Here is a 12,347-nt window from a genome sequence, read left to right on the forward strand (position 1 = left end):
GAGGTGGGTGCAACTGTCTTCTGTTGCCTGTTCAGGCCCCATTGCTGGCAAGCCAGGCTCCCACAGGTATGGCACATGGCTTGAGGTCAATGCGGTCGGTGTGGGAGCTGGCTTGCCGGCGATGGGCTGCGAAGCAGCCCGGTATTCTCAGCGCTTACCGGTATTCGGCAAGAACACCGCCAACAACCCGAACAGCGGCAGGAACGAGCACACGCCATAAACGTATTCAATGCCACGCAGGTCCGCCACATAGCCCAGCAGCGCAGCACCAATGCCGCCAAAGCCGAACATCAGGCCGAAGAAGATCCCGGCAATCATGCCCACACTACCCGGCACCAGTTCCTGCGCATACACCACAATCGCGGAAAACGCCGAAGCCAGGATAAAGCCGATCACCACGCTCAATACCGTGGTCCAGAACAGGTCGGCATACGGCAGCGCGAGGGTGAACGGCGTCACGCCCAGGATCGAGAACCAGATGACTGCCTTGCGCCCGATGCGGTCACCGATCGGCCCGCCGAAGAAGGTACCGGCCGCCACCGCACCGAGGAACAGGAACAGGTGCAACTGTGAGCTGGCCACCGATACACCGAACTTCTCGATCAGGTAGAAGGTGAAGTAACTGGTGAAGCTGGCCATGTAGAAGTACTTGGAGAACACCAACAGGCCCAGCACGATCAGCGCCGCAATCACCCGGTTGCGCGAAATACCATGGGTGGCCTGCACCGCCTTGCGCGCCTTGGCCTGGTTGAGGTGCTCCTTGTACCAGCTACGCAGCATCAGGGTGACGCCGAGGAAGAACAGCGCGGCCAGGCCGAACCAGGCTACGTGGGTCTGGCCGAACGGAATGACGATCGCAGCCGCCAGCAGCGGGCCCAGGGCGGAACCGGTGTTACCGCCGACCTGGAAGGTGGACTGGGCCAAACCAAAGCGCCCGCCCGAAGCCAGCCGCGCGATACGCGAGGTCTCCGGGTGGAAGGTGGACGAGCCGATGCCCACCAGCGCCGACGCCAGCAAGATCATCGGGAAGCTGCCAACAAAGGCCAGCATCACGATACCCACCAATGTGCACAGGGTGCCCAGCGGCAGCAGGTTCGGCGCAGGCCGACGGTCGGTAAAGAAGCCGACCCAGGGCTGCAACAGCGAGGCAGTGATCTGGAACGTCAAGGTGATCATGCCGATCTGGGCGAAGCTCAGGTCGTAGTTGGCCTTGAGCATCGGGTAGATCGCCGGCAGTACCGACTGGATCAGGTCGTTGATCAAATGCGCCAGGGCGCAGAAGCCGATGATGCGCATCACCAGCGGCGTGGTTTGGCTTGCCGCTGCCGGGGTGGATGCGGTGGAGGCACTACTAGTGGCCATTTGCCTAAATCTCCGTCCTCAGGTTTAGGATCCGATTATCGAGAAACAAATAGATACATAGCTACCTTTTTTATCCCTCTGTCGCAACGTACTTGAAAATGGTTCTCAATATAATTAGCATCCTCTGCTCCTTATTCCTGTCATCGTTGGGCGAACAGGCCCCTATCGTGAGCAGACCGAACCCATGAGCCCGATGCCCGCCAAGCAGCTGCAGCCCGACCCACAGCAGGAAGCGCTGGAGTGGTTTTCGCTGTTGCGTCAGCCCGGTTGTGACGAAACCCAGCGCCAGGCATTCGCGGCATGGTGCCAGCAAGCCGAAAACGCCCACGCCTACGCCGAACTGGAAACCTTCTGGCAACAGCTGCAACCAGCACCCGCCCGCCCTTGCCCACGGCAAGTAACCGTGCGGCGCAGTTACCTGGGCAGATGGTTGGCGCTCCTGTTCCTGCTGGGGCTGGGCGCGGCAGCCTATCTGTACTGGCCGCTGATGCAGCGCCTGGCCAGCGAGTTGCACACCGACGTCGGCGAGCGCCGCAGCATACGCCTGGCAGACGGCACCACCTTGACCCTGGACAGCGCCAGCGCGATGAACGTTGACCTGCGCAGCCGCACGCGCCTGCTGCATCTGGTGCAGGGCCAGGTGTACCTGGAAGTGATGCTTGATGGGCGAGCCATGGAAGTGAAAGTGGGCAACGCACGTATCCAGGTGTTCGGCACCCGCTTGCAGGTCGCTCGCCACCCCAGCCATGACGAACTGGTGGTCATCAGCGGCAACGCCATGGTCATTCAGGGAGGGGAGCAGCGCATGGTCTCGGCCGGTGAACGGGTAACCTTCGATGAGACGCGTATCGACCCGGTGCAGAAGGCAGACCTTAAAACCGCCAACAGCTGGCGCAACGGGCACCTCAAGGCCACCGACATGCCATTGGGCCAGGTGCTGGAGCGCCTTGCCGGCTACCAAGGTCAGCGCTTGTGGCTGATGGATGAACACGTGGCCCATCGACGGGTGAGCGGCGACTTCAACCTCGACCGGCCCGATGCAAGCCTGCAATCTTTGGCCGCCGCCCAGCATCTAAAGCTGCAGAGCGTGCTCGGGCACTGGCTTGTAGTCCGCTAAAACCGGGCCTGGCCGCTAAGTTTTTGAAAGCGTGCAAATTTTTTTTGAAATGAGTGTTGACAGGGGGGGCGTTCAAGAGAATAATGCGCGCCATCGGCTACATAGCTCAGTTGGTTAGAGCATAGCATTCATAATGCTGGGGTCCGGGGTTCAAGTCCCTGTGTAGCCACCAAACAAGACGAAGGGCTTACCGCAAGGTAAGCCCTTTTTCTTTGCCTGCGAAAAAGTTACCCGCTAGAAACTGGCACTTCACGGTGTCTGTGGAAGCGATGCTGTTGAAGCGTCAACGCCCCCGCTCACTGCCACTGCCAGGCCAAGCCCGATTAATGCCAAGCCAATGACCCGATCCACCAGTACTTGCTGGTCAATCATCGCCTTGCGCAAAACCGGGCTGGAAAAAAACACTGCAACCAGGCTGAACCACAGCCAGTGGGCAACGGACATGAAGGCGCCATAGGCAAAAGCCAGTTTCAGCGGGCTACCGGGTTGTACCACCTGGCTGTAGGCACTGATGACGAACAGCATGGCCTTGGGGTTGAGGGCGTTGGTCAGAAAGCCAATGCGCAGGGCTTGCAACACGCTGGCTGCCGATTGGGTATCGCCCTCGAGGCTGATCCGCTCGGTGTTGGTCAGTGACTTGTAGCCCAGGTAGAGCAGGTAACCGGCGCCCAACACTTTCATGACCAGGAACAGCGCCGGGCTCTGGCGGATGATCACGGCGATGCCCAGCACCGTGTACAGCACGTGCACCTGCACCCCCAGGGCGATGCCCACAGCGGCGGCAAGCCCGGCCTGGCGGCCCTGTGCATAACTGCTGCGGGTGACCATGGCAAAGTCGGCGCCGGGGCTGATGACAGCGAGAAGGGTGAACAGGGCGACGGCGATCAGTTCGGTCATGCGGGCGGCTCTCGATAGGCGATGGAAATGCACATGTGCGGTGATTATCGAGCGCTTATGGAGAGGTAAAAATCGATTTATCGTGAGGTAAATCTGCTAGTTTTTCTCACAGATATACACAGCCTGTGCCGGCCTCTTCGCGGGTAAACCCGCTCCTACAAGTACAGCGCAGTTCTCTGGACCAGCGCCGTACCTGTGGGAGCGGGTTCATCCGCGAAGAGGCCAGCACAGGCAACACAGGAATGCCATGAAACTGCCCCCGCTCAACGCCTTCCGCTACTTCGACATCGCCGCCCAAACCGAAAGCTTCGTGCGCGCCGCCGAACACCTGCACGTCACCCACGGCGCGGTCAGCCGCCAGGTGCGCCTGCTTGAAGAAAGCCTTGGCGTTGAACTGTTCGAGCGCCGCAACCGGGCCATCTTCCTGACCCCGGCCGGCCGCGCCCTGCAAGACACCACCCAGGCAATCTTCGAACAGCTCGAAGGCGCCGTGCAGCGCTTGCAGCACCAGGCCCGCGACAATGTGCTGGTGCTGTCTTGCGAGCCGACCATCGCCATGCGCTGGCTGATACCGCGCCTGCCGCGCTTCCATGCCACCCACCCCGACCTGCATCTGCATCTGGTGGCTGCTGGCGGGCCGCTGGACTTCGCCCGCAGTGGTGTCGACCTGGCTATCCGCCGCGACGACTTCCACTGGGACAAGCAGCTGTTCAATCAAAAGATCTGTGATGAATGGATCGGCCCGGTGTGCCACCCTGCCTCCCCTACCCCACTCGACGGCCAACGCCTGCTGCACAGCGCCACCCGCCCCGCTGCCTGGCCCATCTGGTTACGCCTGAGCGGCCAGCAAGCGCGGCACAGCGAACGTAGTGACTACGAGCATTTCTACCTGTCGATCCAGGCCGCTTGCGCCGGTTTGGGCGTGGCCGTGGCCTCAGCCCTGATGGTGTGCGACGAGCTCGACAGCGGACAGTTGCAGGCGCCATTCGGCTTCGTCCGCGACGGCTCGGCCTACCACCTGCTTAGCCCGCAGCCCCTGGCCGACAGCGGCAAGCGCCAGCGCTTCACCGCGTGGGTGACGGCCGAATGCGAAGATTGCCTGGCTCACTTGGGTTTGATGCAGAACGACGACCCGGGGCTGCCATCGCCGCCCCAAGTGCGATAGCCGGCGGTATCCACATGGATGCGACCTGACGGATAGCGTCCGAGCCCCATGTTCCAGGCTTGGCCATGCTGCTGCCAGAAGCGGCACAAAGGGTTGGGGTCGGCCCACGCCGGCAGCAGCATATCCACGGCAAAAGCGCGCGTGTGGGCGCTGTTGGTCGCACCGCCGGCGCACGTGTTCAGGCGCGGCTCACGGTACGCGGAAACCACCTCGAACTGGCGCAGGACGCCTTGCTCGTCGAGGGCCTTGAGCAATGAGAGGGTCGAACGTACGGCAGGCCAGTTGCTGGCCGGCGGCACGGCAAACGGCGACGCGTGGCACAGCTTCCAGTCCGAGGCCGAGCGCAGCAGCTGGTGAATGGGCACAACGCCATAAAGGCGCGCATCCACCAGCATTTCACGGAAGGGCCGGGTTTGATGGTCGCCGGCCCACTGGGCGAACATCCAGATGTCGCGTTCGTCGGCGTGGGCCCAGCTACCCCACATAATACTCAGTAACAGCATCCAGTACGTTGTAGTACTCATATCGGCGCTCCTGCCAATGTGATCGACACTGATGTTTCAGGCCATTTCCTGCGCAACGCAGCGAAATACAATTGCGCGGCATTGATCCCCCATAACCGGCCAATGTCAGCCATCATGGTCCCGTTCGCCGGATCCTGCCCCTCATTGACTGACTCAGCCAACGTGGCATGATCCCAATCACTACTCAACCTCGTACGCGATGATTAAGTTCGTCGGCTGTTGAGGTGAAAAAACCGGCCTGGTGCCTTCTGCCAGTCAGTTAAGGATACTGGGGCTGCTGCGCAGCCCATCGCCGGCAAGCCAGCTCCCACCCGACCGCATCAATTTCAAGCCATGCGTCTTATCTGTGGGAGCCTGGCTTGCCGGCGATGGGCCGCCATGCGGCCCAAATTTCTTGACTGACAGGCATTAGCGTAGTGCCGGTTTTTTCGTTTTCAGGAAAGAAATCCTTGCGTACCGTCTGCTTTGTGAATGGCAACAACGTGCTCTATCACTTGATAGCTGGCGCGAAATACAAGTGGCTCCCAGCACTAGTGTCAGCGTACTGGTGAAGGCGAAATACAGCTCATGAATCAGCCCCGCATTCTCAATCTTCAAGCAGGGTGCAGGCCATCACCAGCGCATCTTCACGCCCACCCGCGACCGGGTAGTAGTCACGGCGGCGGCCGATTTCGTTGAAACCGTAGCGCTCGTACAAACGGTAGGCCGACTGGTTGCTGGCGCGCACTTCCAGGAAACATTCGCGGCCATTGAGCTGGTAGGCCCGGGCCATCAGGTGCTCAAGCAGGCGCAGGCCCAGGCCGCAGCCCTGGTTTTCCGGCTTGACGGTAATGTTGAGCAGGTGCGCTTCGTCGATGATCACGTTGATCACCCCATGGCCCACTTGCTGCTGGCCGTCGAACATCAGCCAGACTTCGTACGATTTCAGCGCATCCTGAAAGATTCCGCGGGTCCAGGGATGACTGAACGCGGCATATTCAATCTTAAGTACGGCATCCAGATCCGCCTCGGTCATCGGGCGGAAACTGATCGAATCACTCATTCAACGCGCTTCCAGCGCGCCATTAGCTGGCGCATGGCTTTCCAGACGTCCGCCTTGCGTTGCGGCTCGTCCATCAACAGTTCAAGACCCGGCAGCACCCAGGCGTCGCCCAGGCCGTCGAGCTTCAGGGTTTGGTAATAGGCTTCTGCATCGGCATTGGCGGCGAAGCGTGCCGCCGGCAGGCCCACCAGCCACAGGCAGCTGCACGGGGCGTCTTCCAGGCGGGCCTGGACAAAGCCCAGGACGAAATCACGCGCGGCCTCCGGGCCCTGATCCATGTTGCCGCGTACCAGCAGCGGCCAGCGCACCGGCTCGCCGATGATCTGCGGGGCGTCGGGCAGGCCGGCGGCGCGCAGCATGTCCTTTAGCAGCAGGTACGACGGATCGCGGCTCTGGAACGGCTGGCCGGTAGCCAGCTCCACCAGCAGCAAGCAACTGCCGGCACGCAACAACTGCAACGCGAAGCGCGGTGGCGGAACCGGGGCCGGACGCGGTGGCGCTGGTTGCTCCTCGGCTTCCACGGGCTTGGCGACGGGTTTGGGCACATTGCCCGGGCGCGGGATTTCGATTTTCGGCCGCTCGCCAGAGCGCGCCTGGGGGGTAGCCGGCGCATCGTTGGCTGCGGGTGCCGGGCGGACGTCGAAGTCGATGTCCTCGACAGGCGCCACGGGTAGCAACAGCTCGGGCCGAGACGGTGCGGCGAACGGCAGTTCGGCGCGCGGCAGCCAGTGCACCACTTGCATGGCGGAAAGGAAGGCGCGGCGACGGGGTTCGGTGAGCAAGGTGCGGGGTTCCGAGGGGTGGAGGCAATTGGGCATTCTAACGTGTATGCCTTGGTTTTTGCAGCGCCTGTCAGACCGAGCGCCGCCCGCGCGGCGCATCGCGGGGCAAGCCCGCTCCCACATCTGTTTCGGGCCAGTCTCTCCTGTGAGGTCTTCTCTACCCGCCTTGTCTGTTCCATTCGATATTCAAGGGGGCGCCGCTGCTCTTCATCAATCTCCTGTCATGCACCCAGGGTGCGAGTGCGGAGGAAGCAGGAATAACTGGCCCGAAACAGATGTGGGAGCGGGCTTGCCCCGCGAAGCGCCGCGCGGGCGGCGCTCGATCTCAGCACCAACACAAATGCCAGGGCCTACACCCAGCCTTACACCCAGCCCTACACCTGACCCTTATAAAAATCAGGGTTATCCCCCATTACAGACCAAGGGGTGAAAACCTCCCCCCCGGATGCAGTACAATCGCCCCCTTTTTCTTGGCAACGAGTCGAAGCCAATGATCGAACCCAAGCGCGTCCTGCGCGCCCTAGCCGAACACTGGGCCCTGATCGAGCCGCTGTGCGAGCGCTTCGACCAAGGCACCCTGAGCCTGGTCGAACTGCGCCAGCACGTGGCCCGCCAGCAGGTCGAAAGCACCCCGCAGGACATTACCCAGCTGCTCGACGTGTGGATCCGCCTGGATATCCTGGTCCCGGTGGCCAAGAGCCCGAACCGTTTCGAGCTCAACGCGCAGATCCACGACTTCCTCGCCTACCTTCGCCGCGAACACCGGCTGGGCCTGTGCCTGGAGATCGAAGCCTACCTGCGCCACCTGGAACGCCTTGCCGGGCACATCCAGGACGCCTTCGACAACCGTGACAGTGACGACCTGGCACGCCAGCTGCGTTTGCTCGACATGCGCGTGCGTGATGTGCTGAAAAAGCTCGACAACGATGAGCAGGCGCTGGTGGCCGTGGCCGAACGGGCCAAGACCAGCAACCGCCAGATCCCGCTGCGCCAGCGTTACGCCGAAGTACTGGCAACCTGGGACGAATACGTCGAGCCGATGATCCAGCTGGTCAACGCCGACGGCGCCTTCGAACAAGGCGTGCGCAAGGTCGAGACGGTATTGCTGAAGCTGCTCGGCGAGCAGGCGCGCCTGGGCCACCTGGTCGATGACGACATGCTGCTGCGTACCCATGCGCGCATCCTGGAAATGCAGACCAGCGCCCAGCTGACCCTGCGCCACGCCCGCGAACTGCTGCTGCCGCTGCGCGAAGAAGCGCGCCGGCACAACGCCGTGACCCGTGGCGCCGCGCTGGCCCTGTCGGTGATCCGGCGCAAGGGTATCGATGCCGTGCCGCAGGCGGCCATGCCGATGTTCACCCGCCCGCAAAGCACCTTCCTCGGCAGTGCCAGCCAGGTCGAGGCCTACGTGTACGCCCTGGCCCGCTTCGAGCCCAAGCCGGCGCGCTTCCCCAAGGCGCACAAACCGCAAGGTGGTGAGGCGCCGCGCGCACCGCGTACCGTCAAGGAAATGCTCGAGCGCTGCGAACAGGCGCTGCCGCTGCCCGACCTGATGGTCTGGCTGCTGGAGCAGGAACCCGAAGGCGCCACCGACGAGCTGCTGTACTGGTTCTCGCGCCTGTCGCGGGAAAAGCGCTTCAAGCGCGAACGCCTCGAGCGCCGCGAGTACACCACCCAGGAACACCTGGTCAGCCTGCGCTCGTTCGGCCTGACTTCCAGCCGCGAAGCCGCCGCCAGCACGCCTACCGAATCCAATGCGAGCCCAGCCAATGCATCTTGATCTCTCCGAACTGTCCCAGCTCGCACCGATCTTCCGCGAGCTGTTCAAAGGCTTTCACGTCAGCCGCCGCGACCCCGAGCTGTACGCCCAGCTGTCAAACTTCCAGGACCAGTACCGCACCCTGTTCAAGGCCTTGGGCTTCGAACTGGTCTGCGATACCCGTGGTTTCTACTACTTCGTCCCGGAAATGACCGCCGCGCAGGTCAACAAGACCGCGCAGCGCCTGTCGCTGTTCACCTTCATTTTGGTCGAGCACCTGGCCGACCAGGGCCGCGACCCGATGGCCGTGCTCGACGGCGGCAGCATCGGCCGCGATGAGCTGCCATCACTGCTCGACAAGTACCGCGACCTGTTCCTGCAGGCCGAAGTGCAGACTGTGGAAGAGCTGGAGGAAAAAATCCTGCGCCGCATGACCCAGCTCGGCTTCGCCCATGAAGAAGGCGGCATCTACCGCTTCCTGCCGCCGATGCACCGCTTCCTCGATGTGTGCCTGTCGGTGCAGCAGGACCGCGACCTCGCCGCCACCCTGCACAGCGAACTGCCGCTGCCAACCCCGGTACTGGTCGAGGAAGAAAGCCCCGAAGAACTCAACCGCACCGACGACCCGCTCGACCTCACGCCCTTCGACGGCGAGGAAAGCGAAGAGGACGCCCTGGCCCGGGCCATCCGCGAAGAGCAACAGGAGATTGACGCATGAGCCAGGAACGCTACGGTATCCGCCGCTTTGCACTGCTCAACACCGCCGGCTACAGCCTCGGCCTGTTCCCCCTGGAGCACCCGCTGTCGGTGTACGGCGCCAACAACCTGGGTAAATCGGCGTCGATCAACGCCCTGCAGTTCCCGATCCTGGCGCGCATGTCGGACATGAGCTTCGGCAAGTACAGCCTCGAGCAATCGCGCCGCTTCTACTTTGCCAGCGACACCTCGTACATTCTCTGCGAACTGAGCCTGCCCCACGGCCCGCACGTCATCGGTGTGGTCGGTCGTGGCCCGGGCGGCGGTTTCGGCCACCAGTTCTTCGCCTACAAAGGCGAGCTGGACCTGGCCCACTACCAGAAGAACGACACCTGCCTGCGCCAGAAAGAGCTGTTCACCAACCTTGAACGCCTTGGCATCAAGGCCTACGAGCTGAAGCCGGACGAACTGCGCCGGTTGCTGGTTGGCGGCCACACTTCGGTGCCGCTGGACCTGACCATGATCCCACTGCGCTCCACCAGCGAGCAAAGCCTGAAAACCTTCCGCGCGCTGTTCATCAACCTGCTGCACATGCGCGAAATCACCGCCGCCAAGCTCAAGCAGCTGTTCCTCGACGCCTTCGAGCACAGCCTGCGTTCGGGCAGCGTCGACTACATTGCCGCGTGCGAGGAAGCCTTCCGCGACGTGCGCCGCATGGAGCAGGACTACAACGCCTTGGTCGCTGCCGGCCCGCTGGTCGAGGCCCTGGCCGGTGGTGTGGCCCAGCGCGACATCCTGCGCGGCAAGCTGCACCGCATTTCGCCGGTGCTCGACACCCTGCTGGGCACTTGGCAGGAATACGCCATGGCGCGCAAGGAAGAGCTGGTGATCCAGTCCGAGCACTACCGTGGCGAGCAAGACCGCCTGCAGAACGACCAGCGCGGCGGCACCCAGGAGCTGATGCGCCTGGAGCGGGAAATCACCGGTATCCAGCGCTGGTTGGGCGAGCTGTCGGTGCTCAAGCACCGCTTTGCCCTGGTCGATGACGTCAAGGTCCTGGAGCAGCAGCTGCTGGCCGCCAAGGACGCCCACGACGAACTGGCCGGCGCCCTGGCCCAGTCGCGGCAGTTCAGCGCCGAAGACCTCGACGAGCGCGTGCGCGACCTGGAAAAACGCCTGAAGCAGGTCAAGCAACAGCTCGACCACGCCGACAACAACAGCTATGCGCGCTTGCGCGAAGAGTTCTCGCAGCAGGACGTAGACCGCCTGATGCGCCTGTTCAACGGCGCGCTGTTCAGCCTGCCGCTGGGCGACCGCGGTATCGAGCTGGATGACAGCGACCTGTGGGTAAAATCGCTGGAAGCGGTGCTCGACGGCTTCAAGGGCGAGCGCTTCGAAGCCCCGGGCCTGGCCATCGACCTGACCAACATCGACCCGCCGGCCCTGCAGGCCCTGGCTGACCGCGCCGCCCTGCGCGACCAGAAGGAGCGCCTTGAAAAAGAGCTGAAACAGCTCAAGACCCAGCAGGCCGTAGCCGCCGACCGCTCTGCCTCCAAGGCGCAGACCGAAACCCTGTACCAAGAAGTGCTGGATGCGCAGAAGGCGCTGGAAGACTTCCGTCGCAGCGAAACCCTCACCGCCGAAGAGCCAGAAAAACTCGAGCAGCTGTCGCAGCTGGAAGCCGCTCAGGACGAGCTCAAGCGCTCCAGCGACGCCTTCACCGAGCGCGTCCAGCAGCTGTCGGCCAAGCTGCAGCTGGTCGGCCGCCAGATCGGTGATCTCGAGTCCAAGCAGCGCACCCTGGAAGACGCCCTGCGCCGTCGCCAGCTGCTGCCGGCCGACCTGCCCTACGGCACGCCGTTCATGGAAGCCATCGACGACTCGATGGACAACCTGCTGCCGCTGCTCAACGACTATCAGGACAGCTGGCAGGGCCTGCAGCGCGTCGACAACCAGATCGAGGCATTGTATGCCCAGGTGCGCCTGAAAGGCGTGGCCAAGTTCGACAGCGAAGACGATATGGAGCGACGCCTGCAGCTGCTGGTGAACGCCTATGCGCACCGCACCGACGAAGCCCTGACCCTGGCCAAGGCCCGCCGCGCGGCAGTCACCGACATTGCCCGTACCCTGCGCAATATCCGCAGCGACTACGACAGCCTCGAGCACCAGCTGGCGCTGTTCAACCGCGAGATCAACAAGCGCCAGGTGTCCAACCTGGAAAGCTTCCGCGTGGTGCTGGCGCCGAACAAGGAAGCGCTCAAGCACATTGACCAGATCATCCACAGCGCCGGTCAGTACGAAGAAGGCGAAACCCTGTCGGTGTTCGACCTGACCCAGAGCGCCGAGCAGGACAACAAGAACGAAGAGGCCAAGGAGTACCTGGCACGGCTGGTGGCGGCCAACCACAACCAGCTGGGCCTGAAGGACCTGTTCGAGCTGGCGTTTGAAATTACCAAGGTCAACGGCCAGCCGATCATCCACGCCGACATCGACGGCGCGGCGTCCAACGGCACCACCATGACCATCAAGGCGCTGACCAACATGTACCTGTTGCTGCACCTGATGGACCGCGACCTGGCCGGGCGAATTCGCCTGCCGTACTACCTGGACGAAGCGGCCGACATCGACGAACGCAACCAGGCAGCGCTGCTGGAAACCAGCTTGCAGTTGGGCTTTGTGCCGATTCTGGCGAGCGTGAAGCCGCAGGTATCGGCGCGCGTGGCGATCGACCTGGAAGGTGGCAGCGGGCCGAATGGCATCTACATCGACGAGGCGGACTGGAAGTTCATCAGCCGGCTGGATGAGGTGAAGGCGGTTGTACGTGAGGATCAGGCCGAAGAGTTGGCCTGATATCGGTGTGATGGGGCCGCTTTGCGCCCCATCGCCGGCAAGCCAGCTCCCACAGGTATGGACTGCCCCCAAGAAGTTGGACAAAAAATCCAACCCTTGGGGGACCTATGGGCAAATACACAGAGCAGTTCAAGCTCACAGCCATCTCAGCCT

At 62.8% G+C, this 12,347-nt stretch carries 10 protein-coding genes and 1 tRNA gene; 6 read left to right on the forward strand and 5 right to left on the reverse strand.

Annotated elements, in window-relative coordinates:
- Positions 1-147: 147 nt before the first annotated feature.
- On the reverse strand, positions 148-1,362 hold the full coding sequence (locus tag ACI2KG_RS28370; RefSeq protein ID WP_404664174.1) for an MFS transporter: 1,215 nt from the start codon (positions 1,360-1,362) through the stop codon (positions 148-150).
- 193 nt (positions 1,363-1,555) lie between these two features.
- Here ACI2KG_RS28370 and ACI2KG_RS28375 point away from each other — a divergent pair, with 193 nt between their 5' ends.
- Positions 1,556-2,479, forward strand: a complete 924-nt coding sequence (locus tag ACI2KG_RS28375) for a FecR family protein (RefSeq protein ID WP_404664180.1) — start codon at positions 1,556-1,558, stop codon at positions 2,477-2,479.
- 95 nt (positions 2,480-2,574) lie between these two features.
- Positions 2,575-2,651, forward strand: a tRNA-Met gene (locus ACI2KG_RS28380).
- A 77-nt stretch (positions 2,652-2,728) separates the two neighbouring features.
- On the opposite strand, the gene ACI2KG_RS28385 is transcribed toward ACI2KG_RS28380, so the two are convergent.
- On the reverse strand, positions 2,729-3,376 hold the full coding sequence (locus ACI2KG_RS28385) for a LysE family translocator (RefSeq protein WP_404664175.1): 648 nt from the start codon (positions 3,374-3,376) through the stop codon (positions 2,729-2,731).
- Between the two features lie 247 nt (positions 3,377-3,623).
- Here ACI2KG_RS28385 and ACI2KG_RS28390 point away from each other — a divergent pair, with 247 nt between their 5' ends.
- Positions 3,624-4,541, forward strand: a complete 918-nt coding sequence (locus tag ACI2KG_RS28390) for a LysR substrate-binding domain-containing protein (protein ID WP_404664176.1) — start codon at positions 3,624-3,626, stop codon at positions 4,539-4,541.
- Here ACI2KG_RS28390 and ACI2KG_RS28395 read toward each other — a convergent pair.
- From ACI2KG_RS28395 to ACI2KG_RS28405, 3 genes are all read right to left on the reverse strand, one after another.
- Complete coding sequence (locus ACI2KG_RS28395) at positions 4,481-5,065, reverse strand: D-Ala-D-Ala carboxypeptidase family metallohydrolase (protein WP_404664177.1); 585 nt, start codon at positions 5,063-5,065, stop codon at positions 4,481-4,483. The genes ACI2KG_RS28390 and ACI2KG_RS28395 overlap by 61 nt on opposite strands.
- Before the next feature lie 586 nt (positions 5,066-5,651).
- Positions 5,652-6,107, reverse strand: a complete 456-nt coding sequence (gene rimI, locus ACI2KG_RS28400; RefSeq protein ID WP_025337640.1) for a ribosomal protein S18-alanine N-acetyltransferase — start codon at positions 6,105-6,107, stop codon at positions 5,652-5,654.
- The gene (locus ACI2KG_RS28405; RefSeq protein ID WP_404664178.1) at positions 6,104-6,889 is read right to left on the reverse strand and encodes an energy transducer TonB; all 786 of its coding nucleotides are present in this window, start codon (positions 6,887-6,889) and stop codon (positions 6,104-6,106) included. The genes rimI and ACI2KG_RS28405 overlap by 4 nt, the downstream gene beginning before the upstream one ends.
- Positions 6,890-7,379: 490 nt before the next feature.
- Between ACI2KG_RS28405 and mksB the strand changes: the two genes are divergently transcribed.
- Genes mksB through mksF form a run of 3 tightly spaced genes read left to right on the forward strand, consistent with a single transcriptional unit; the run spans position 7,380 to position 12,194 of the window.
- Positions 7,380-8,669, forward strand: coding sequence for an Mks condensin complex protein MksB (gene mksB / locus ACI2KG_RS28410; RefSeq protein ID WP_400619215.1), 1,290 nt, complete (start codon positions 7,380-7,382; stop codon positions 8,667-8,669).
- Positions 8,659-9,366 (forward strand): Mks condensin complex protein MksE, encoded by a 708-nt coding sequence (gene mksE / locus ACI2KG_RS28415; protein ID WP_404664179.1) that lies wholly within the window; start codon positions 8,659-8,661, stop codon positions 9,364-9,366. The genes mksB and mksE overlap by 11 nt, the downstream gene beginning before the upstream one ends.
- On the forward strand, positions 9,363-12,194 hold the full coding sequence (gene mksF, locus ACI2KG_RS28420) for an Mks condensin complex protein MksF (RefSeq protein ID WP_346643361.1): 2,832 nt from the start codon (positions 9,363-9,365) through the stop codon (positions 12,192-12,194). The genes mksE and mksF overlap by 4 nt, the downstream gene beginning before the upstream one ends.
- The last annotated feature ends 153 nt before the right edge of the window (positions 12,195-12,347 follow it).

This window comes from Pseudomonas sp. NPDC089407, from assembly GCF_044900445.1.
Lineage (GTDB): Bacteria > Pseudomonadota > Gammaproteobacteria > Pseudomonadales > Pseudomonadaceae > Aquipseudomonas.

What these genes read in the sequence shown, in the direction of transcription:
- rimI (WP_025337640.1), bottom strand. Translation starts at nt 6,107, where the DNA reads ATGAGTGATTCGATCAGTTTCCGCCCGATGACCGAGGCGGATCTGGAT.
- ACI2KG_RS28385 (WP_404664175.1), bottom strand. Translation starts at nt 3,376, where the DNA reads ATGACCGAACTGATCGCCGTCGCCCTGTTCACCCTTCTCGCTGTCATC.
- mksF (WP_346643361.1), top strand. Translation starts at nt 9,363, where the DNA reads ATGAGCCAGGAACGCTACGGTATCCGCCGCTTTGCACTGCTCAACACC.
- ACI2KG_RS28370 (WP_404664174.1), bottom strand. Translation starts at nt 1,362, where the DNA reads ATGGCCACTAGTAGTGCCTCCACCGCATCCACCCCGGCAGCGGCAAGC.
- ACI2KG_RS28390 (WP_404664176.1), top strand. Translation starts at nt 3,624, where the DNA reads ATGAAACTGCCCCCGCTCAACGCCTTCCGCTACTTCGACATCGCCGCC.
- mksE (WP_404664179.1), top strand. Translation starts at nt 8,659, where the DNA reads ATGCATCTTGATCTCTCCGAACTGTCCCAGCTCGCACCGATCTTCCGC.
- ACI2KG_RS28375 (WP_404664180.1), top strand. Translation starts at nt 1,556, where the DNA reads ATGCCCGCCAAGCAGCTGCAGCCCGACCCACAGCAGGAAGCGCTGGAG.
- mksB (WP_400619215.1), top strand. Translation starts at nt 7,380, where the DNA reads ATGATCGAACCCAAGCGCGTCCTGCGCGCCCTAGCCGAACACTGGGCC.
- ACI2KG_RS28395 (WP_404664177.1), bottom strand. Translation starts at nt 5,065, where the DNA reads ATGAGTACTACAACGTACTGGATGCTGTTACTGAGTATTATGTGGGGT.